This is a genomic window from Methylovirgula sp. 4M-Z18, from assembly GCF_037890675.1.
Taxonomy (GTDB): domain Bacteria; phylum Pseudomonadota; class Alphaproteobacteria; order Rhizobiales; family Beijerinckiaceae; genus 4M-Z18.
Genome location: NZ_CP149574.1, coordinates 2,079,324 through 2,099,987, shown reverse-complemented (window position 1 = coordinate 2,099,987; position 20,664 = coordinate 2,079,324). Strand labels below are relative to the sequence as shown.

Sequence of the window (20,664 nt, the reverse complement as noted above, 5' to 3'; positions counted from 1 at the left end):
CGAAGAGGAATGCTACCCGGCAGCGTTTGGCTCTGTGGGCACAAGGTGGCAAAGGGTTCATGTCATGAGCGAGCGAAAAGTTCTGGCTATATCCGCAAGTCCGTCCGAGATATCCAAGACTGTGCGGCTTGTTGAAGCGGTTCTTGGAGATCTGCGGGCACGGGATATCGACACCGAACACGTGGCTTTGCGCGATCTCGACCCCGGCGCCCTGCTAGCCGCCGACGTCCGGGCGCCGTCGCTGGCGGCATTCCGTGATAAGGTCGTCGCGGCCCACGGCCTGATCATCGCGACGCCGATCTACAAAGCATCGTTTTCTGGACTTTTGAAAGCTGGCCTGGATGCATTGCCGCAATTTGCTCTTGCGGGAAAGGTGGTATTACCACTGGCAACCGGCGGAAGCCTGGCGCATGTTCTGGCGCTGGACTATGCGCTGCGGCCAGTCTTCCAGTCGATGGGCGCGAGGCATGTCGTACAGTCGCATTTTGCCGGCGAAAGCGATTTCCCTGGAGGCGGCGAGCATATCGCCCTGGGCGACCCTTCCTGGGCGGGGCTGCGCTTCGCATGTGACAACTTCGTTTATTCCCTTACCGATGATCACCGGGCGTCAATGCTCGGTCATCCCCGACCGCCAAACGAGGTCAAATAGGGCGGGTTGCGTGTTAGGCTGGCGCGAACGGTACCAGCATAGGAACGCGGCTGGCGCAGTCGTCATAGGCCGTTACGAGTCCGCCGCGCAGGAAGCGCCTTTCCAGCCTGGGTTTCATGACGATGCCGATGGTGAGAAAGATGGCGCCGGCAATACCCCGGACGGTGCCTTTTGCTACCATTGTGGCAAGGATGCCGACAAGCAATCCCGTACCGATCGGGTGTCGAACGAGGCCATGTGGTCCGGTGTCGACGACATGGTTTTCGGCCGTGGCCGTGGCCGTTCCCGACCAGAGCCAGCCGAGATGCAGGTGCGCCCGCCAGCTGAAGGCGAGGCGGACCGCTAAACCGACGCCAAAACATGCGGGCTTGTGGCCACAGATAAGTTTATCGCAAGTGGCCCAGCACGGCCTCAAGGGTGAGCTCCCCATTGGCCCGCAGGTCGATGCCTCGCAGGTCCCTGTGCAGCCTTGAGCCGTTGCAGCTTTGGCACACATTGCGGAAATAGTTTCCGCCGATTTTGCGCTGGAGCTTTCGTCCTGGCACTTCCAGGATGCTTCCACGGGAGGTTTTCGAATGGGATGTTCTGAGAATCAAAAAGCCCTTGAAATTTTTTAAGTTTCAAGGGCTTGAGATTTGGTTGCGGGGGCGGGATTTGAACCTGCTGCCTTCAGGTTATGAGCCACGGATCCACTGGTCCCGGTCCTGATGAAGTCCGAGAAACGGCTGGGCCCCCTTCAAGCCATTTCTCATTTTAGGGGAATGGCGAAAAGGCGTCTTACATCGGTGCGCCGAATAGAAGCGCCGCCAACGCCTCTGTAGATCGCGTCTTGCCCATCATGGCCGCCTCACCTGTACGCCCCTTTTTGAGTTACGCGACCAAGGGCGACGAGAGGGATTTGTGGAAGATCTTACACATTGGGTAAGCTGTGACAACGCTCAGCATTTTACGATTTGCCCGGCGTTGTGCTCCCCGCTTTAAGCGAATCCAAATGATCGGCCCACCACTGCGCCATTTCGACCCGCTCGGTCCAAAATTCAGCGCGATTATAGGCCCGCCGCACCTGATTGTCGTCGACGTGAGCCAGAGCGCGCTCGATCGCGTCGACAGAGAATCTACGGCTTTCATTGGCCATGGTGGAAAAGGTGGCGCGGAAGCCGTGCGCGGTCACTTCATCCTTTGAATACCCCATGCGGCGCATCGAAGCGTTCATCGTGTTGTCGCTGATCGGCCGCTCTTTCGACCGAAGACTGGGAAAGACCAGTCGTCCATGACCGGTTAGGGGCTTAAGTCCGTTCAATATCGCGGTGGCTTGCCGCGAAAGCGGCACCTGATGCTCGTGCCGCATTTTGGTCCGGGCGGCAGGAACCGTCCAGATCGCCCGTTCAAAATCAAACTCGGACCATTCCGCCATGCGGGGCTCGCCCGGCCGCGAGAAGACCAGCGGTAATAATTTCAGCGCTGAGATTACTTCGGGTTGCCCGTTATAAGTTTCGACCGAGCGAAGGAATCTTCCGAGTTCGACAGGATAGGTGATGGCAGCGCGATTCTTGACCTTGGGTGCGATCAAGGCGCCCTTGAGCGCCGCAGTGGGATCGTTTTCCGCGCGTGCCGTGGCGACTCCATAGCGGAAAACCGCGCCTATCGTAGATCTTAAACGGCGGGCGGTTTCGAGATTGCCGCGGGCCTCGACCTTTTTAAGGACCGCAAGAATATCGGCGGCTGTCAGCTCGCGGATGGGCTGATTGCCAACATCGGCCGGAACGAAGGATAGCAGCCAAGCGAGCTTGTCGAGGGTTGTCGGCGCCCTACCCTCGCGGGCGAGCTTGTACTGATAATCGTCGGCGACGGCTTTGAACGTGGCGCCGTTTGGTGTTGCCCCTGTCAGTTTTTCCAGTCGGCGCAACCGACCCGGATCTTTGCCGGCCCCTAACAAGGCCCTGGCTTCGTCGCGTCTCACGCGTGCCTCTTTTAACCCGACCTTGGGGGTATTTGCCGAGGGCTAGCGCTTTCTCCTGCCCATGGAAGCGGTACTTCAAGCGCCATAGCTTGGCGCCGGTCGGCTTGATCAACAGCAACAGTCCCTCGCCGTCATACATTTTGATCAGCCGTTCGCCCGGCTTCGCATTTCTGACATTAATGTCGCCGAGGGCCATCGACGGGGGTCTCGCAGCAAGGGGTCTTTTCTGAGCCCCCCTTGCACTACCCCCAAATCGACTGGATGCCGGTGGACGTGAGCGGACGTCAAGCTGGCTCATTTCAAGCAAAATGCCTGAAATTCATGAACTTTTCTAGGGGGTATGGACGCCATGGGACGGGCAAATGGTGCCCGAGGGCGGAATCGAACCACCGACACAGCGATTTTCAGTCGCTTGCTCTACCAACTGAGCTACTCGGGCTTGTCTCACCGGCAACGCCAAATCGCGTTTCGATGAAAGTGACGCGCTTATAGAAAGCGGCGCCCGGCTTGTCCAGTGTCGAATTGGAAAAAATGTATCTTCTTCAACGGCAAAATGACGGATCGGTGAAGGAAAAACGGCCCTGCCCTTTTGGGGCAGAGCCGTTGCGTTTTGGGACCTCGCGCCGAGATTAGCGGTCGCCGAGGCTGCCACCGGCGTCTGCCAGGGCCTGGCCGATTTCGAGGCCGAGATCGTCGAGCGAATTCTCTTCCTTGACGGTCAGCTCTTCGCCCTTGGCCTGGCGCTCGGCCTCTTCCGGCGAGCGGGCGACGTTGATGGACACATGCGATTCGACTTCCGCATGCAGATGCACTGGCACGTCGTGCAGGCCGATCGCCTTGATCGGCGTCGTCAGCGCGATCTGGTTGCGCGAAACGCTCACGCCGCCGGCCGAAATCGCCTCGGCGATGTCACGGGTCGACACCGAACCGTAGAGCTGGCCGGTTTCGCCGGCCTGGCGGATGATGGTGAAGCTCTTGCCGTCGAGCTGCTCGGCTACCTTGGCCGCTTCGCTCTTTGCCTCGAGGTTGCGGGCCTCTAGCTGCGCGCGCTGGCCTTCGAAGCGCTTCTTGTTCGCTTCCGTCGCGCGCAGAGCCTTGCCGCGCGGCAGCAGGAAATTGCGGGCAAAGCCTTCCTTCACACGCACCGTCTCGCCCATCTGGCCGAGCTTGGCGACGCGCTCCAACAAAATAACTTCCATGACACTTACTCCTGTTTTGACCTTAAAGATTTTTAGGTTTGCGCAAGTTTCGTCTTGCGCAGCGGATAAATCGCATCGGCAAAGCCGATCAGTGCGAAGAGGTAAATCGGCAGGCCGAATAGCCAGACGATGAGAAGGTAGACGACCGCGATGAGGAAAAACCGGAACGGCCCGCCTCCGCGCAGCCAATCGTGCATGACGGCAAGGCCGCACAGGCTCAGGCTTATGATGAGTGCGAAAAACAGTACGCCGGCATAAAGCACGGCGACGCTGCGGAACAGGCAGAGCGCGGCGAAGGCGAGAAGCGTCAATCCGAGCTGAATGCGGCTCGCCCGAAACTGGCTCGGCAAATCGGGCCAGGGCCGTGCAAGCAAGCCCGAAATCTGCGCGGCCCGGGCAGCCAGCCAGAAATTGACGGCCACGAGCACGGTCGCCGCAATCGCGAGTGCGCCCGGAAACGACAAGGCCATCAGCCGAGCCAATGTGTCGCCCGACAATTCCGGCGGCAGATCCACATGGGCGCGAGCCGCCATATCCTGAAATTCGGTGACGGCCGGCGCGAGGAGTGCCGACATGTCGGCGAACATGGCGTGATAGCTGCCGGCAAGATACGCCCATACCAAGACGAAGACGCTGACCGCGATACTCGACGCGAGGGGGATCGTCAGCGCGATCATACTCAAGGGCAGAAAATTAAACCCCGCCCCGTCCTTTTGGACACGGGCAAGCGCGACAAACCCAAGGCCCAGCGTCGCCGGCCCGAAGACGAGGAAAAACGGCAGCGAGATCTCTGCGCCGAACAGGGCCGTGAGCGCGACCGTTGCGATGGCGATGGCGATAAGCGCAGCTTCGAAACCCCAACCGAGCACGGCAATGAACAAGGGCAGCGGGGTGAGCAGCGAAAGCGGGATGGCAGCCGTCAGCCCCTTCGCCGCGAGGGCGAAAAGAACGGCGGCGGCAAGGCCGGCCGCAACAGCAGGGGCAAGTCGGTTAAACATCAGTCGCTGTCCCGCTCCTTGGGCGGTTAGAGCCGGATCATCCGCAAGGCAAACCGCCTTGTTTTAAGATCTCCGGCCCAACTCAGGACGGACCAAGCGCGAACGCCGTCCGTCCTTCGGTGACTTAAGTTCGCTTCTTAGCGAATCATATAGGGCAGCAGTCCGAGGAAGCGGGCGCGCTTGATGGCCTGGGCCAATTCGCGCTGCTTCTTGGCGCTGACCGCTGTGATGCGGGACGGCACGATCTTGCCGCGCTCGGAAATGTAGCGCGAGAGCAGACGCGTGTCCTTGTAATCGATCTTTGGAGCATTGGTGCCGGTGAAGGGGCAGCTCTTACGACGGCGGAAGAAGGGGCGGCGTGCGCCGCCGGCAGCGGTACCGGTCATTAGTTCTGCTCCTCAGCAAAGTCTTCACGGGGACGGCGCGGCGCGCGGTCGGAGCGATCAGGGCGGCCGAAACCGCCGGGACGGCGGTCAGAGCGCTCGGGACGGTCGCCGCGGTCGTCGCGGTCGGCATCGTCACGCTTGCGCATCATGGCCGACGGGCCCTCTTCCAGCGCCTCGACACGGATGGTCATGAAGCGCAGGACGTCTTCGTTGAGGCCCATCTGACGCTCCATTTCGGCGACGGCGGCTGCCGATGCGTCGATGTTGAAGAGCGAAAAATGCGCCTTGCGGTTCTTCTTGATGCGGAAAGCGAGCGACTTCACGCCCCAATACTCGACCTTGTCGATCTTGCCGCCTTTGGAGGTAATCACATTCTTGAACTGCTCGGTCAGCGCTTCCACCTGCTGGGAAGTCACATCCTGACGAGCAAGAAACACGTGCTCATAGAGCGCCATTGACTTGCCTTTCTCAATTGACGTTGCCTGACGCGGAGCCCTTCGAGCCTTCGGAAAAGGCGACAAAGAACAAAGGCGGAGACACGGGAGGTCGGGGACAATCCCCTACTCGCGGCATGCGCGAACCCTCCGTTCAGCCCCCGGCCAGGGCAACGAAGCGGTGCTTATAGCGCGATCGGCGCGCGATGCAAGGCTTTTTTGTTTTAAAAAGGAGTGCGGGCGGCTCGCCCGCACAAGGAAGGAGGCTTTGCTCTTCCACGCGCGGAACATGGCTCCGCGCCGTTTGCGACCGGGACGGTCGCGCCCCTGTTTTACTTTGCGAACCGTGCCGTGATCTCGGCGACGCGCGCGCCAAACAGCTTGGCGGTTTCGATATGGCCGGCGCCGGGGGCCTCTTCCGCCGAAGCGTCGGCCGGCGAGCGGGTCATGAGGCCGGAGAAGCTGCCGAGGTGGTTCACGTCCGCCTCGGTCGCTGCTTTCGTGCTCGCCGGCATCATGCCAGTGCCTACCCAGATGCCAGCATGCTGCTGGGCGAGATGGAAGAGATAATCGATCGTGCCGAGCTTATCGCCGCTCATGGAGGCGGAATTGGTGAAGCCTGCGAAGATCTTGTTTTTCCAGCCCTGCCCGAACCAAACCTTGGACGAGGCGTCGGCAAACTTCTTGAACTGCCACGACGGCCCGGCCATGTAGGTCGGGGACCCCAAAACGATCGCATTCGAGGTCGCGAGCGTTTCCCAGCCGCCCTCGGGCAGATTGCCTTCAGCATCGATGACGATCAACTGGACCTTGACCCCATCGACAGAGGCCGCTCCGGCCTCGACGGCGGCAGCAGCTTTTGCGGTGTGGCCATAACCGCTGTGGTAAACGATGCTCACGGATGTCATGCGATCCTCTTCAGTGTTTGCGCTAGTTTCCAAATGAAACCTGCTATACAATACATACTAGTGCCGCAGGACGACCAAGCTGTAAAGAGGGCACCACACGGTCTCTAAGTCACCAGGATGAAACCCGTATGAACGACGATTGGCCGCGGGACCCCAACCCCTTTTCCGCCGCATGTCCAAGCCGCATCATCTTCGACCACATCGCTGACAAATGGACGATGCTGACGCTTTGCACGCTCGCCATGAAGCCAATTCGATTCAATGAATTGAAGCGAGAGGTTGAAGGTATTTCTCAAAAGATGCTCAGCCAGACCCTCAAAAAATTGGAGCGGGACGGTCTGATCACCCGGCAAGCTTTCCCCACCGTTCCGGTCACGGTCGAATACGCGATTACTCCGCTCGGGCAAACGCTATCTTGCGTTGCTGCGAATATAGCAGCCTGGACGACCAACCACATTGCGGAGGTGCTTGCTGCGCAGGAGCGCTATGATCGGCAGAACCTTGACGGTCCTGCCTTTCAAGGCATAAAATAAATTTTATATCAGAATATTGCATCATATTTTTAACGTACTTTGTGAGCCTCACCGTACCCTATAGGTGCTCGACCGCGACAATTCCCGGCACGGCCTTGAGCGCTCCGGCGACCTGCGGCGAGACGACATATTTGCCCGGCAGCTTCACTTCGACCTCGTTCTTTTCCTTCTCCAGCATCAGAACCAGCGACACCTCCCCTTCGGCGCGGCCTTCGCGGGCTTTCAAACGCTCATGGATCGAAGCGATCGGGCCGCTGTCGCGGACGAAGATGCGCAAGCCTTTTTGGACGCGGCTTGCCGCCTGGTCGAGCGGTTCGGCGGCCGTGATGCGCGCCCGCACGTCCTCGCCTTCGACCCGCGCCTCGACCGTGATCAAAAGCGCCCGGCCTTTTTCAAGAAGGTCGCGATATTGGTTGAGCCCTTCCTGAAACAGGATCGCCTCATATTGTCCGGTCTGATCGGACAGATTGACGATTCCCATTTTCGAGCCTGATTTGGTGCGCCGCTCCTGCCGGTCGAGCACGGTGGCGGCGAGTTGCGCTACCCCTGCCCCGCGCGCCTTGACGTCCCGGGCAAAATTCGCCCAACGCGTCACGCGCAGGCGCGTCAGGACCGAGGCATAATCGTCCAGTGGATGGCCCGAGAGGAAGAAACCGATCGCGTCCAATTCGCGCGCCAATTTGTCCGCCGCTGGCCATGGGCTGACATGCGGCACAAGCAACGGCGCCTCCGCCTCCACCTCCCCGAACAGCGCCGACTGGCCGGCTTGCGCTTCCTCCTGGGTGAGATTGGCCAAGGACAGAATCGGTTCGACCGCCGCGAAGGCCCGAGCACGGTCCGATTCCAGGTCGTCGAAGGCGCCCGCCGCCGCAAGGCTCTCCAGAACCTTCTTGTTCACCTCGCGCGGGTTGATGCGGCGGGCGAAATCGCCCAGCGAGTCGAACGGCTGCGCGCCACGCGCACTCACCAGCGACCCCACCTGCCCTTCGCCGGCCCCTTTGACAGCTGACAGCGCATAGCGAATGTTCAAGGCGCCGTCGGCGCCTTGATGCACCTCGAAATCCACGCCCGATTTGTTGACGGACGGCGGCTCGACCTTGATGCCGAGCCGGCGCGCCTCGTTGCGGAATTCCGACAATTTGTCGGTGTTGGATTTATCGAGCGTCATCGACGCGGCCAGGAACTCGACCGGGTAATTGGCCTTGAACCATGCGGTTTGATAGGCAATCAGCGCATAGGCGGCCGCGTGGCTTTTGTTGAAGCCATAGTCGGCGAATTTCGCCAGGAGGTCGAAAATCTCGTCCGCCTTGGCCTTTTCCAAGCCACCCTTCATCGCGCCGTCGACGAAACGGGCGCGCTGGGCGTCCATTTCCGCCTTGATCTTCTTACCCATCGCGCGGCGCAGCATGTCCGCTTCGCCGAGCGAATAGCCGGACAGGATCTGCGCGATCTGCATCACCTGTTCCTGATAGATGATGACGCCGAACGTCTCCTTCAGCACCGGTTCGATTTTCGGGTGAATGTAATCCGGCGCCTGATCGCCGTGCTTAACCGCGCAATAGACCGGAATATTAGCCATCGGGCCTGGCCGGTAGAGCGCGACGAGCGCGATGAGGTCTTCCAGCCGGTCGGCCCGCATTTCGACAAGGGCCTTGCGCATGCCCGCCGATTCCACCTGGAACACACCGATCGTTTCGCCGCGCCCCAACATGTCGAAGGTTTTCTGGTCGTCGAGCGGCAGCGCCGTCAGATCGATATCGATGCCCCGCTTCTTCAAGAGTTGCACGGTGGTTGCGAGAGTCGTGAGCGTCTTGAGGCCGAGGAAGTCGAACTTCACCAGGCCTGCCGGCTCCACCCATTTCATATTGAACTGGGTCGCCGGCATGTCCGATTTCGGATCCTGATACAGCGGCACGATCTCATCGAGCGGCCGGTCGCCAATCACAATGCCCGCGGCATGGGTCGAGGCGTTGGAGTAAAGCCCTTCGAGCGTGCCGGCAATCGCCAGCATCTTGGCGACACGCGGCTCCTCGTCCGCCGCCTCGCGCAATTTGACTTCCGACTTGATCGCATCGGCCAGACTGATCGGATTCGCCGGATTCTGCGGCACGAGCTTGGCGAGTCGGTCGACTTGGCCCAGCGGCATCTCGAGCACGCGGCCGACGTTGCGCATGACGCCGCGCGCCAGGAACGAGCCGAAGGTGATGATCTGGGCGACGCGATCGCGACCATAGCGCTCGCGGACATAGGCGATCACCTCGTCGCGCCGATATTGGCAAAAATCGATGTCGAAGTCCGGCATCGAGATACGTTCGGGATTCAAGAAACGCTCGAACAGCAAGCCGAAGCGCATCGGATCGAGATCGGTGATCGTCAGCGCATAGGCGACGAGCGAGCCGGCGCCCGAACCGCGGCCCGGACCGACCGGGATGTCATGCGCCTTCGCCCATTTGATGAAGTCCGAGACGATAAGGAAATAACCCGGAAACTTCATGCGTATGATGACGTCGAGTTCGAAGGCCAGACGCTTTTCGTAATCCTCGACCGAAAAACCGGGCGCGGGCGGCGACGCGGCAAGGCGCTTCTTGAGACCCTTTTCCGCTTGGGCGCACAACTCGCCGACTTCATCGACCGGCGTTCCGTCCTCGCTGGTGAAGCGCGGCAGAATGGGCTTGCCGGTGCGCGGCCGGTAGGCGCAGCGCATGGCGATTTCAATCGTATTGGCGGTCGCTTCCGGGAGGTCGGCGAAAAGCTGGACCATCTCGGCGCGGCTCTTGAGCCGATGCTCCGGCGACAATTGCCGCCGGTTTGGATCGCCCACTACCGTGCCCTCGGCAATGCAGATCAGCGCGTCATGCGCTTCGTAGTCGGACGCCGCGGCGAAGAAGCTCTCGTTGGTCGCCACCAGCGGCAGGCCGTTGCCATAGGCAAAATCGAGGAGCTGGCCTTCGTTCAGCTTCTCGTTCTCAAGCCCGTGCCGCTGCAATTCGACGTAAAGTCGGTCGCCGAAAATCTCCTGCAGCTTTTGCAGCCGGGCGAGCGCCACTTCCGGCCGCTCGGCGGAAAGCGCCCGATCCAGCGGCCCGCCCGGCCCGCCGCTCAAGGCGATCAAGCCCGAAATGTCGTCGAGCCGGTCGAGCCGCACATGCGGCGTGTCGCCGGCGGACGGGTCGAGCCAGGCGCGCGACCCGATGCGCATGAGATTGGCATAGCCGGCAGCGGTCGCCGCCAGCAGCACCACCGATCCGCGCCCTGCATCGCCGCGCAGGAGGCGTGAGCCGAGCGCCTCCGCATCGCCGAATTCCAGCGTGAGCTGAATCCCCACGATCGGCTGAATGCCTTCCTTCGAGATCTTCTCGGAAAATTCCAGGCCGCCGAACAGATTGTTGGTGTCGGTAATCGCCAAGGCCGGCATCGCATCGGCTTTGGCGAATTTCGCCAGCTTGGCGATGGTCAACGCTCCCTCGCGCAGCGAGAAGGAGGAATGAACGTGCAAATGCACGAAACCGACGTCTTGCAAAATCCGACTCAAAGCGTGCGTTCCTTTATAGGGCTCCTTTGTGGCCCCCGGCGCGGCGCGCGTCGAGAGCGAGTTCACGCTAGACCAGGATAAGCCCCAGGATTCACATCGCCCCGAGGACCTTGGCCGCGCAGCCCACCATCGTGACGAAAGCGCCCAAAGCGCAGACTTCCGTGAGATCTTCCAGCAGTGAAAACAGCATCACGTCCTCCTGTATTTGGTACGATCTCAATATGTTCTATTTGTGTTCTTTTCTCAAGGAAGAACAAATCGGGGACGGTTTTCGTCGGTGATTTTGGTTGATGAATCCTAAACGGGAAGTCTGCCGTGCTCTTCCGCGCTTGCGGAAAATGTTCGCCGCCGTCACCGGTCACCAGTCTGCAAAGCAGCTTTGGCAGCGCTGAAAACTTTTGATCTGCATGCCGCATTTGCAGGCCAGTTCTATACCAATCGCAGAGCGTTCGCCGAATAAGTCCTTTTCACCGAGCCGCTCTGTGCTAGGCTCTTTGCACGGACGCAAGAAGGGGCGGGACAACCGCTTGCACATACGCTGACGGCGGCGGCCGCAAACCTGACTTCATAACGAGCAGGCGAAACCCTGACTGATCGAGGGGAGGAAATCCATGAAGAAGTTGATCAACGATCCCAATCAAGTTGTCGACGAAGCGTTGGATGGCATGGCTGCGGCCCATGCCGATTTGATCACCGTGCATCGCAACCCCAATTTCATCACGCGCAAGGCTGCGGTGAAATCCGGCAAGGTCGCGCTCATTTCCGGCGGCGGCTCGGGGCATGAGCCCATGCACGGCGGTTTCGTTGGGCTTGGCATGCTGGATGCGGCCTGCCCCGGCGCGGTATTCACGTCGCCGACTCCCGATCAAATGTATGAGGCCACCAAAGCGATCAATCACGGCGGCGGCGCGGTGCATATCGTGAAAAATTACACCGGCGACGTCCTGAATTTCGAAATGGCGGCCGATCTTGCGAAAGCCGATGGGATCGAGGTCGAAAGCGTCATCATCGACGACGACGTGGCGGTGAAGGATTCGACCTGGACGGCGGGGCGGCGCGGCGTCGGCACCACGGTTCTTGCCGAGAAGATTTGTGGCGGCGCGGCGGAGGCCGGCGCCTCGCTCGCGCAAGTCGCCGACCTGTGCCGCAAGGTCAATGCCAATGGCCGCTCCATGGGCATGGCGCTGAGCGCCTGCACGGTGCCGCATGCCGGCAAACCCTCGTTCACTTTGGCCGAAGACGAAATGGAAATCGGCATCGGCATTCACGGCGAGCCGGGCCGCCACCGGGTGAAGCTCGAGTCCGCCGATAAAATCGCTGAAATGCTGATGGAGCCGATTCTGAGCGATCTTCCCTTCAGCAGCGGCGACAATGTGTTGCTGTTCGTCAACGGCATGGGCGGCACGCCGGCAATCGAGCTCTATATCGTCTATCGCAAAGCGCAGGAGATCGCGGCCAAACACGGGTTGAAAGTGGTGCGCAATCTCGTTGGCTCCTACATCACCAGTTTGGAAATGGCCGGCACGTCGATCACGCTGCTGAAGCTGGACGACGATATGGTCCGCCATTGGGACGCGCCGGTGCATGCACCGTCGCTGCGCTGGGGCGTATGAGGATCGACGCATGAATGTTTTGTCTGCTGCAGCGCTCAAGGACTGGATCAACAAAGCCGCCGACGTGTTGGATGCGCAAAAAGCCTATCTGACGGAGCTCGATGCTCCGATCGGTGACAGCGATCACGGCGCCAATATGGCGCGTGGCTTTGCCGCGGCGAAAGCCAAGCTCGACCAGAACGCGACCGATGCGGGCGCCGTCCTGAAAAGCGTCGCGATGACGCTGATCTCGACGGTCGGCGGCGCGTCCGGACCGCTCTACGGCACGCTGTTTTTGCAAGCCGCCGGCAAAGCTGCAGGCAAGACGGAGCTGACGTTGAGCGACTGGACGAGCTGCCTTGAAGCTGGCCTCGCCGGCGTCGTGATGCGGGGCAAGGCGGAGCTTGGCGACAAGACCATGGTCGACGCGCTGACCCCTGCGATCGCGGCCCTGAAAGAGCATGCGAGCGCCCCGCTGCCCGAGGCGCTCGCCATCTCGGCGCAATCGGCGGAACTCGGCATGCAGGCGACCACTCCCCTGCTCGCACGTAAAGGCCGTGCGAGCTATTTGGGCGAGCGCAGCATCGGCCATCAGGACCCCGGCGCGACCTCGTCCTATTTCCTGCTGCAAGCGCTCGCTGAAGTCGCCGCGTCATGAGCGTGGCGGTTGTGCTGGTGTCGCACAGCAAGAAGCTCGCCGAGGCCGCGCGCGACCTGGCGCAGCAAATGACCGGCGACAAGGCGACTATCGCCCTTGCCGCCGGCACAGGCGATGATGGCGAGGAGCTTGGCACCGACGCGACCCGGATTCTCGACGCGTTGATGGCGGTCGACCGGCCCGACGGCACGCTTGTGCTGATGGATTTGGGCAGCGCCATCCTCTCCGCCGAAATGGCGCTCGATCTGGCCGAGCCGGATCTACGCGAGCGGGTGCGGCTGGTGCCGGCGCCGTTCGTCGAAGGCGCGGTGACCGCAGCTGTTGCAGCCGCCAGCGGCCTCGCACTTGAGGCCGTGGTGCAGGAGGCGCTGGGTGCATTGGCGCCAAAACTCGGCCACTTCGACATGCAGGCGCCCCCTGCCGCCACAGGGCCGCAAGCACAAGGGGACGAAGTCACGGCCACCGCGACGATTCCCGACCCGCACGGCCTGCACGCGCGTCCCGCCGCGGCGCTGGCTCGCACCGCCAACGACTATGTGTCGACCATCACGATTGCGGTCGAGAATGGCCGCGGCCCGGCCAACGCCAAGAGTCTCGTTGCCCTTTCCAGCCTCGGCGCCCGGCAAAACGATCGCCTGCTAGTCAGCGCGAAGGGCCCCGATGCGCGGGCGGGTGTCGATGCGCTTGCTCGCCTCATCGAAACCTTTACCGGGGCGGAAGGACCCGCCGCTACTCCCGTCGTCACAGACGCAACGCGCGCCGTTCCGGTTTCGCCCGGACTTGCCCTTGGGCCGGTCGTGGAGGCCGAGAGCGGGTTGCCCGACGTGTCGCACGCTCTAGTCGGTGGCGCTGGTGAAGAGCGCGCGAAATTGGAGGCGGCCTTCGCAACGGTTCGGGCCAAGCTCGCGGCTCATGGCGCTGGCCTTTCGAATGATATTGCGGGCGTCCAGGCCGGACTGCTGGATGATCCATCCTTCGGCAGACGGATTGTTGAATCCTTGGCCGGCGTCCATGCGGGAGCCGCACAGGCGGCGCTGGCCGTGACCCAGGAGACGATCGCCCTCTATCAAGCGCTGCCCGATCCGGTTCAGGCCGCGCGCGCCACCGATATTGCTGATCTTGGCCGCGCGCTTCTCGAGGCCATCGTCGGCGCGCGGCCCTGGCAGCCACCGACCGATCACGCTTATGTCCTGCTTGCCGACGACCTGCCCCCATCGGTCGCGATTCAGCTCGATCCGGCCTTCTGTCTCGGCGTCGTCGACCGGCGCGGCGGACCCACCTCTCACGCCGCCATTCTCCTGCGCAGCGCGGGCATCCCCGCGATTGCCGGGGCAGGAAAGTTTCTCGATGCGCAAGCGCCGGACACGATCGCTTTCGACGGTGGGACGGGCGACATTTGGCCGGACCCAGATGCGAGTAAGCAAGCGGACGTCCATACGCGCTTGGAAGCGGCCCTGCGCCAGCGCGCCGTTCAGCCGTCCGTCAAGCCGATTGCCTTGCCGGACGGCACGAAGGTGCAGCTTTACGCCAATGTCGCCGGCATCGCCGATGCCAAGGCGGCACGGGCGGCGGGCGCCGGTGGTGTTGGCCTGCTGCGCACGGAAATCATGTTTCTCGATCGGGCTGATGCGCCCTCCGTCGACGAGCAGATCGGCCGCCTGCAGCCGATCTTCGATGTCTTCGAAGGCTGCCCGGTCGTGGTGCGCACGCTCGATGCCGGCGCCGACAAGCCGGTCCCCTTCATTCCGGCCCAGCCTGAGACCAATCCTTATCTCGGGCTGCGCGGCTTACGCTTGTCCTTGGCATTTCCGGAGATCTTCGAGCAACAAATCGAGGCGATCCTGCGTGCCGGCATTGGCCATGACGTGTGCATCATGCTGCCGATGGTGACGAATGCAGACGAAGTCGTGGCGGCCCGCGCCCATGTCGCCGCCGTGCACGACCGGCTGGCACAGACGAACGTCCCGCATCTTTGGCCTGTATCAATTGGTACAATGATCGAAGTTCCGGGCGCGGCGCTGACTGCAGCGGAATTGGCGCAGGTTTGCGATTTTTTTTCGATCGGCACCAATGACCTGACGCAATACACGCTTGCGGCCGAGCGTGGTCATGCGAAACTCGAACGCTTCAGCCACGCCGATCACCCGGCCGTGTTGGCCTTGATCCGCGCCACCGTGCAGGGCGCCGCGCAAAGGGGCATTTCCGTCTCGGTCTGCGGCGAAGCAGCGGGGGAAATCGCCGTTGCGCCGAAGCTTGTCGAATGCGGCATTCGCGTTCTCTCCATGGGCGCGGCCCGGCTTGCCCCCCTCGCGCAGGCGCTGGAGCGGTGGAGCTTGGAAGCAACGAATTGATATATAATATGTTTTCTCTCTATTAGTTTGTTTTCAAAAAATTTCTAAACCTCGATCGCTGCCTCGCTTGCCGAACCAATGCAGACTTAATCGCGGCAAGTGCTTCCCGACGAATCCGTGACACCTCTCAAATGTTTCCGATTTGTTCTATCACAGCAATCGTGCATCGTCCATTTGTTTTACGATGAAAGGCTGATTATAAAATCCAGTAGGCTTCATCTAGGCTCGTTTCCATGTCCGCAATCGGCTCCTCGCCCCAACTTGACAAAATGGCGGTCGAAGAGCGCCGCGACGAAATTATCAACCTGGTGCGCCAAAACGGCTTCGTCAGTGTCGAAGCCCTGGCTCAGCATTTCGACGTCACGGTCCAGACCATTCGCCGCGACCTGAACGATTTGAGTCACGAGGGGCGGCTCGCCCGCTACCGTGGCGGCGGCGCCCTCCCCTCGAGCGTCGCCAACATCGATTATACGGCGCGGCAAATCATGAATCCGGAGGAGAAGGAGCAGATTGCTGCGATGGTCGCGCGGCATGTTCCCGATCACGCCTCGATTTTCATCAATATCGGCACCACGACCGAGGCGGTGGCCGCCGCGCTCATCCGGCATGAGGACTTGCGGGTCATCACCAACAACCTCAATGTGGCCATGCTGCTGTCACGCCACACGGATTTCGAGATCATCATCACCGGCGGCTCGGTCCGCAATCGCGACGGCGGCGTGCTCGGACAGCTTTCGCTCGACATGATCGAGCAATTTCGCGTCGATATCGGCATCATCGGCATCAGCGGTATCGACGCGGATGGCACTTTGCTCGATTTCGACTATGCCGAAATCCGCGCCGCGCAGTCCATCATGCGCTATGCGCGCAAGACGTTTCTGGTGACTGACCACACCAAGTTCCTGCGCCGGCCCTTGGTGCGGCTTGCGTCGATCAAGGACGTGAGCGCCGTTTTCACCGACCGGCAACCGCCGCCCGCCATCGCACAACTGCTCGCCGACAACGGGACCGAACTGCACATTGTCCGGAGGTGACGCGACCAGGGGGGATAAGCCGCCTGCACGCTGACTCTCGGTCTTCCGAGCGTATGCAAATAATGCATGGCAGCTATGCTTCCTATCTGAAAACTCAAAAATATTGATTTTCGTTATTTCGAATTTCGAAAATACATGGCGATCTCGGGTTTCTTGGCGCAATTGATGCGAATGCGTGTCACTTTTGTGAATTTGCTTATGAAACGCTTCAAAAGGCACGAATACGCGATATTTTGCGATGCAACAGAGCAAAAACGCGAAAATATGCTGCATGGCGCCAATTTCGGCGCAACCTCCAATCGGCTTATGTCTATGTGATATATTATGCGTTTTTTCGTTTTCGTTTATACGAAAGCATTTTCTTTCTCTTGCGAAAATCAAAAATTTTATAAAAGTTGTCACAACTGGCCGCCGGGACATGAAACGGTTGGTCGCTTGCGGGAGGGTAGAGAGCCGGTGCGGATGCCATAGCGGCAATCCGTCGGGCATGCCATCCCATCAACCAGTGATGTGAGATGACGCAAGACTCTTCCCCTACTGCAGCAGCGGATCAGCTTTTCGATCTCTTCGTGATTGGCGGCGGCGTGAACGGTTGCGGCATCGCCCGCGATGCGGTCGGCCGCGGTTATTCGGTGCATCTCGCAGAAATGAACGACCTGGCCAGCGGCACGTCATCCAAGGCCACCAAACTCATTCACGGCGGTCTCCGCTATCTCGAATATTATGAATTCCGCCTCGTGCGCGAAGCTTTGACCGAGCGCGAGATCGTGTGGGGAATCGCCCCGCATCTCGTGCGCCCGCTGCGCTTCGTTCTGCCCTATTTCAAGGGCCTGCGGCCGGCCTGGATGCTGCGGCTCGGATTGTTTCTCTACGATTATATCGGCGGGCGCAAAAAGCTGCCGCCGACCCGCACATTGAACTTGCGGACCGATGTCACCGGCAAGCCGTTGAAGCCGATCTTCGACAAAGGATTTGAATATTCCGATTGCTGGGTGAACGACGCGCGCTTCGTCGCTATGAATGCGCGCGACGCGGCCGATCGCGGTGCGACCATCCGCACCCGCTGCAAGGTTGTCTCCGCCCGTTCCGAGGACGGCATCTGGCACATCACCTTGCGCGATCAGCGCACCGGCCAGGAGAATGTCGTGCGCGCCCGCATGATGGTCAACGCGGCGGGACCATGGGTCGATCATGTGCTCGCCGATGTCGTCGCGCACAAGGAACCGAACCACGTTCGTCTGGTGCAGGGCAGCCATATCATCGTCCGCAAGATGTACGATCACGACCGGTGCTACATTTTCCAGAATCCGGACGGGCGCATCATCTTCGCCATTCCTTATGAAGATGATTTTACGCTGATCGGCACGACTGATCAGGATTACAAGGACGATCCGGCAAAGATCGCCATTACGCCGGAAGAGACCGCCTATCTGTGCAAAGCGGCGAGCGAGTATTTCGCGAAAGAAATCACGCCGAATGATGTGGTGTGGACCTATTCGGGCGTGCGCCCGCTCTATGACGATCACGCCAGCGCAGCGCAGGCGGCGACACGCGACTATGTGATCAAGGAAGAGCGGATCAACGGTGCGCCGCTCGCGAATATTTTCGGCGGCAAGATCACCACCTACCGGCGGTTGTCGGAATCCATTCTCGAACATGTCGAGAAAACCCTGGGCGCGAAGGGCAAGTCGTGGACTGGCACGGTGCCGCTCCCCGGCGGCGATCTTCCCGGCGGCGACATCGAGCAATTCATCAAGGACCTGCGCGCGCGGAAGCCCTTTGTTTCGGCAGAGCTCGCGCGACGTTTCGCAAGAGCCTACGGCACAAGGGTTTGGCGCTTTCTCGACAAGGCGCAGAACTATCAGGATCTCGGCCAGGATTTTGGCGGCGGACTGACGTCCGCGGAGATCGATTATCTTGTTCGCGAAGAATGGGCGGTCACCGCCGAGGACATTCTCTGGCGCCGCTCCAAACTTGGCCTTCACCTGCCCTCAACGGTAGCAGCGGACATCGGCAATTATCTTGCAGCACAGGAGGCGTTGCAGACGCGTTGAAAAACTGAACGGAAAAAAAGCTTCATCTGGAGGAAACTATGACTAGATATGTAGGTTCGATTGACCAAGGCACGACCAGCACACGTTTCATCGTGTTTGATCGCAAAGGCGATATCATTTCGGTCGATCAGAAAGAGCACGAACAGATTTATCCGAAGCCCGGCTGGGTCGAGCACGATCCCGCCGAAATCTGGCGCAACACCCAAAGTGTCATCGCCGGCGCGCTCAAGAAAAAGGGCCTGACCCGCGAGAATCTGACGGCGATCGGCATCACCAATCAGCGCGAAACCACTGTCGTGTGGAACCGCAAGACCGGTGCGGCGCTGCATAATGCCGTCGTCTGGATGGACACGCGCACCGATCAATTGGTGGCGCATTTCGCCAAGGACGGCGGCCAGGACCGCCTGCGCGCCAAGACTGGTCTGCCGCTCGCGACCTATTTCTCCGGCCTCAAATTGCGCTGGCTCCTCGATAATGTGCCTGGCGCACAGCAGCTTGCTGAATCCGGCGACCTGTTGTTCGGCAATATGGACACCTGGGTCGTCTGGAACCTGACCGGCAGCACCAAGGGCGGCATTCATGTCACCGACGTGACCAATGCGTCGCGCACCCAATTGATGAATCTGGAAACCCTGGATTGGGATCCGGAAATCCTCGGCCTCTTCAACATTCCGCGCGCCTGCCTGCCGCAGATCAAGTCGTCGAGCGAAGTCTACGGCCATGGCGTCGATGATCTCGCCGGCGTGCCGATCGCTGGCATCCTTGGCGACCAGCAAGCAGCTCTCTTCGGCCAGGCCTGCCTGGAGCCAGGCGAGGCGAAAAACACCTACGGCACCGGCTGCTTCATGCTGATGAACACCGGCGAAAAGCCATTCCAATCGAAGGCGGGCCTGCTGACGACGCTTGGATACAAACTCGGCAACAACAAGGCCATCTACGCTCTGGAAGGGTCGATCGCCATCACGGGCGCGCTGGTGCAATGGCTGCGCGACAATCTCAATCTCATCAAGGCGGCGCCAGAAATCGAAGCACTGGCGCAGACCGTGCCGGACAATGGCGACGTCTATTTCGTGCCGGCTTTCTCGGGCCTTTACGCTCCGCATTGGAAGGACAGCGCCCGCGGCGTCATCGCCGGCCTGACGCGTTTCGCCAATAAGGGACACATCGCCCGCGCGGCACTGGAGGCGACCGCCTATCAGACCCGTGAAGTGCTCGACGCCATGACGAAAGATTCCGGCGTGACAATCAAGGAGCTGCGTACCGACGGCGGCATGGTGCTGAACGAATTGCTGATGCAATTCCAATCGGACATCCTGAACGTGCCTGTGGTGCGGCCGAAGGTGATCGAAACCACTGCGTTGGGCGCTGCTTATGCGGCGGGCCTTGCGACGAACTATTGGAATTCGACGCAGGACATCACCGACAATTGGGGCGTCGATAAAAGGTGGCATCCGCAAATGGATGAGGCGCATCGCGCGAAGCTCTTTGCGTCTTGGAACAAAGCCGTCACCCGCTCGCTCGACTGGGCGGTGTGAGACACATCATCAACAAGGCGGGCGCACTCTTCGGGGCGCTCGCCGCACAAGGGGAATACGACCATGGGTGTTGGATTTTTATCGGAACTTCTGGGAACGATGACGCTGATCCTGTTCGGCGACGGCGTGGTGGCGCAGGTTCTGCTGAACAAATCGAAGGGGCAAAATTCGGGCTGGATCGTGATCACGGCGGGCTGGGCCTTCGCCGTGCTCTGCGGTGTTCTGGTGTCGGTCGCCGCTGGCGGCGCGGGCCATCTCAATCCGGCCGTGACGATCGCTTTCGCCGTCATCGGTGGCGACTGGAGCGAGGTTGTGCCACGCATCGCAGGTGAATTCGTCGGCGCCTTCCTCGGCGGCGTTCTCGTGTGGTTGGCGTATCTGCCGCATTGGGAGGAAACCCCAGATCAAGGCCTGAAACTCGCCGTTTTCTGCACGGGTCCGGCCATCCGCAACACGGGCGCCAATATCATCTGCGAGATCATCGGCACCTTTGCCCTGCTCTTCGTAGTGGCGGCGATCGGTTCGAAAGCCGTTGCGATGCCGGGCTATCTCGGCCCCTTCATCGTCGCCCTGCTGGTTTGGGGCATCGGCCTGTCGCTCGGCGGCCCGACCGGTTACGCCATCAATCCGGCCCGCGACCTCGGTCCGCGCATCGCCCATGCCGTGCTGCCGATTGCCGGCAAAGGCGGGTCCGACTGGGGTTATTCCTGGATTCCGGTGGTGGCTCCGGTCATCGGCGGCGTGATCGGCCTCTTCGTCGCCAAAGCGACCGGCATGATGTAGGCCTATTTGTAACGACGTGGATCATGAAATGGCCGGTTTTACCGGCCATTTTGTTGTT

17 protein-coding genes, 1 tRNA gene and 1 pseudogene are annotated in these 20,664 nt (G+C 60.7%); 9 read left to right on the top strand and 10 right to left on the bottom strand.

The window, feature by feature from the left end; genetic code table 11:
• The first annotated feature begins 64 nt into the window (after nt 1-64).
• The gene (gene ssuE, locus V9T28_RS09740; protein ID WP_116398777.1) at nt 65-649 is read left to right on the top strand and encodes an NADPH-dependent FMN reductase; all 585 of its coding nucleotides are present in this window, start codon (nt 65-67) and stop codon (nt 647-649) included.
• 13 nt (nt 650-662) lie between these two features.
• Here the strand turns inward: ssuE and V9T28_RS09735 are convergent, their stop codons facing one another.
• The 9 genes and pseudogenes from V9T28_RS09735 to V9T28_RS09695 form a co-directional block, all read right to left on the bottom strand.
• On the bottom strand, nt 663-1,064 hold the full coding sequence (locus V9T28_RS09735; RefSeq protein ID WP_199499932.1) for a methyltransferase family protein: 402 nt from the start codon (nt 1,062-1,064) through the stop codon (nt 663-665).
• Nucleotides 1,065-1,595: 531 nt separating this feature from the next.
• Nucleotides 1,596-2,609, bottom strand: coding sequence for a tyrosine-type recombinase/integrase (locus V9T28_RS09730; protein ID WP_339071852.1), 1,014 nt, complete (start codon nt 2,607-2,609; stop codon nt 1,596-1,598).
• 46 nt (nt 2,610-2,655) lie between these two features.
• A pseudogene (locus V9T28_RS09725) lies at nt 2,656-2,748 on the bottom strand (Arm DNA-binding domain-containing protein); the annotation flags it as partial.
• Between the two features lie 224 nt (nt 2,749-2,972).
• Nucleotides 2,973-3,048 (bottom strand) — tRNA-Phe (locus V9T28_RS09720).
• A gap of 190 nt (nt 3,049-3,238) precedes the next feature.
• Nucleotides 3,239-3,808 carry a 50S ribosomal protein L9 gene (gene rplI, locus V9T28_RS09715; RefSeq protein WP_116398776.1) on the bottom strand — a complete coding sequence of 190 codons (570 nt, stop codon included), beginning with the start codon at nt 3,806-3,808 and terminating at the stop codon, nt 3,239-3,241.
• Between the two features lie 32 nt (nt 3,809-3,840).
• Entirely contained in the window at nt 3,841-4,806 is a 966-nt protein-coding gene (locus V9T28_RS09710; RefSeq protein WP_116398775.1) for a DUF2232 domain-containing protein, read from the bottom strand.
• A gap of 137 nt (nt 4,807-4,943) precedes the next feature.
• Nucleotides 4,944-5,192, bottom strand: coding sequence for a 30S ribosomal protein S18 (rpsR, locus tag V9T28_RS09705; protein WP_116398774.1), 249 nt, complete (start codon nt 5,190-5,192; stop codon nt 4,944-4,946).
• Complete coding sequence (rpsF, locus tag V9T28_RS09700) at nt 5,192-5,647, bottom strand: 30S ribosomal protein S6 (RefSeq protein WP_116398773.1); 456 nt, start codon at nt 5,645-5,647, stop codon at nt 5,192-5,194. Before rpsF ends, rpsR begins: the two co-directional genes overlap by 1 nt.
• A gap of 311 nt (nt 5,648-5,958) precedes the next feature.
• Nucleotides 5,959-6,534, bottom strand: a complete 576-nt coding sequence (locus tag V9T28_RS09695) for a flavodoxin family protein (RefSeq protein WP_116398772.1) — start codon at nt 6,532-6,534, stop codon at nt 5,959-5,961.
• 128 nt (nt 6,535-6,662) lie between these two features.
• Between V9T28_RS09695 and V9T28_RS09690 the strand changes: the two genes are divergently transcribed.
• Nucleotides 6,663-7,067, top strand: coding sequence for a winged helix-turn-helix transcriptional regulator (locus V9T28_RS09690; protein WP_116398771.1), 405 nt, complete (start codon nt 6,663-6,665; stop codon nt 7,065-7,067).
• A gap of 58 nt (nt 7,068-7,125) precedes the next feature.
• Here V9T28_RS09690 and dnaE read toward each other — a convergent pair whose 3' ends face one another.
• Nucleotides 7,126-10,599 (bottom strand): DNA polymerase III subunit alpha, encoded by a 3,474-nt coding sequence (gene dnaE, locus V9T28_RS09685; RefSeq protein ID WP_445242159.1) that lies wholly within the window; start codon nt 10,597-10,599, stop codon nt 7,126-7,128.
• Between the two features lie 611 nt (nt 10,600-11,210).
• Between dnaE and dhaK the strand changes: the two genes are divergently transcribed.
• The 7 genes from dhaK (at nt 11,211) to V9T28_RS09650 (ending at nt 20,606) form a co-directional block, all read left to right on the top strand.
• Entirely contained in the window at nt 11,211-12,212 is a 1,002-nt protein-coding gene (gene dhaK / locus V9T28_RS09680; RefSeq protein ID WP_116398770.1) for a dihydroxyacetone kinase subunit DhaK, read from the top strand.
• Between the two features lie 10 nt (nt 12,213-12,222).
• Entirely contained in the window at nt 12,223-12,849 is a 627-nt protein-coding gene (gene dhaL / locus V9T28_RS09675) for a dihydroxyacetone kinase subunit DhaL (RefSeq protein ID WP_116398769.1), read from the top strand.
• Entirely contained in the window at nt 12,846-15,200 is a 2,355-nt protein-coding gene (gene dhaM / locus V9T28_RS09670; protein WP_116398768.1) for a dihydroxyacetone kinase phosphoryl donor subunit DhaM, read from the top strand. Before dhaL ends, dhaM begins: the two co-directional genes overlap by 4 nt.
• A 233-nt stretch (nt 15,201-15,433) precedes the next feature.
• The gene (locus tag V9T28_RS09665; RefSeq protein ID WP_281024224.1) at nt 15,434-16,234 is read left to right on the top strand and encodes a DeoR/GlpR family DNA-binding transcription regulator; all 801 of its coding nucleotides are present in this window, start codon (nt 15,434-15,436) and stop codon (nt 16,232-16,234) included.
• A 515-nt stretch (nt 16,235-16,749) separates the two neighbouring features.
• The gene (gene glpD / locus V9T28_RS09660; protein ID WP_116398765.1) at nt 16,750-18,288 is read left to right on the top strand and encodes a glycerol-3-phosphate dehydrogenase; all 1,539 of its coding nucleotides are present in this window, start codon (nt 16,750-16,752) and stop codon (nt 18,286-18,288) included.
• A gap of 38 nt (nt 18,289-18,326) precedes the next feature.
• Nucleotides 18,327-19,823 carry a glycerol kinase GlpK gene (gene glpK / locus V9T28_RS09655; RefSeq protein ID WP_116398764.1) on the top strand — a complete coding sequence of 499 codons (1,497 nt, stop codon included), beginning with the start codon at nt 18,327-18,329 and terminating at the stop codon, nt 19,821-19,823.
• Nucleotides 19,824-19,886: 63 nt separating this feature from the next.
• Nucleotides 19,887-20,606 (top strand): MIP/aquaporin family protein, encoded by a 720-nt coding sequence (locus tag V9T28_RS09650; RefSeq protein ID WP_116398763.1) that lies wholly within the window; start codon nt 19,887-19,889, stop codon nt 20,604-20,606.
• The last annotated feature ends 58 nt before the right edge of the window (nt 20,607-20,664 follow it).

Bases quoted from the DNA above. Each gene is read 5' to 3' on its own strand.
- ssuE (WP_116398777.1), top strand. From the start codon at position 65: ATGAGCGAGCGAAAAGTTCTGGCTATATCCGCAAGTCCGTCCGAGATA.
- rplI (WP_116398776.1), bottom strand. From the start codon at position 3,808: ATGGAAGTTATTTTGTTGGAGCGCGTCGCCAAGCTCGGCCAGATGGGC.
- V9T28_RS09710 (WP_116398775.1), bottom strand. From the start codon at position 4,806: ATGTTTAACCGACTTGCCCCTGCTGTTGCGGCCGGCCTTGCCGCCGCC.
- rpsR (WP_116398774.1), bottom strand. From the start codon at position 5,192: ATGACCGGTACCGCTGCCGGCGGCGCACGCCGCCCCTTCTTCCGCCGT.
- rpsF (WP_116398773.1), bottom strand. From the start codon at position 5,647: ATGGCGCTCTATGAGCACGTGTTTCTTGCTCGTCAGGATGTGACTTCC.
- V9T28_RS09695 (WP_116398772.1), bottom strand. From the start codon at position 6,534: ATGACATCCGTGAGCATCGTTTACCACAGCGGTTATGGCCACACCGCA.
- V9T28_RS09690 (WP_116398771.1), top strand. From the start codon at position 6,663: ATGAACGACGATTGGCCGCGGGACCCCAACCCCTTTTCCGCCGCATGT.
- dhaK (WP_116398770.1), top strand. From the start codon at position 11,211: ATGAAGAAGTTGATCAACGATCCCAATCAAGTTGTCGACGAAGCGTTG.
- dhaL (WP_116398769.1), top strand. From the start codon at position 12,223: ATGAATGTTTTGTCTGCTGCAGCGCTCAAGGACTGGATCAACAAAGCC.
- dhaM (WP_116398768.1), top strand. From the start codon at position 12,846: ATGAGCGTGGCGGTTGTGCTGGTGTCGCACAGCAAGAAGCTCGCCGAG.
- V9T28_RS09665 (WP_281024224.1), top strand. From the start codon at position 15,434: ATGTCCGCAATCGGCTCCTCGCCCCAACTTGACAAAATGGCGGTCGAA.
- glpD (WP_116398765.1), top strand. From the start codon at position 16,750: ATGACGCAAGACTCTTCCCCTACTGCAGCAGCGGATCAGCTTTTCGAT.
- glpK (WP_116398764.1), top strand. From the start codon at position 18,327: ATGACTAGATATGTAGGTTCGATTGACCAAGGCACGACCAGCACACGT.
- V9T28_RS09650 (WP_116398763.1), top strand. From the start codon at position 19,887: ATGGGTGTTGGATTTTTATCGGAACTTCTGGGAACGATGACGCTGATC.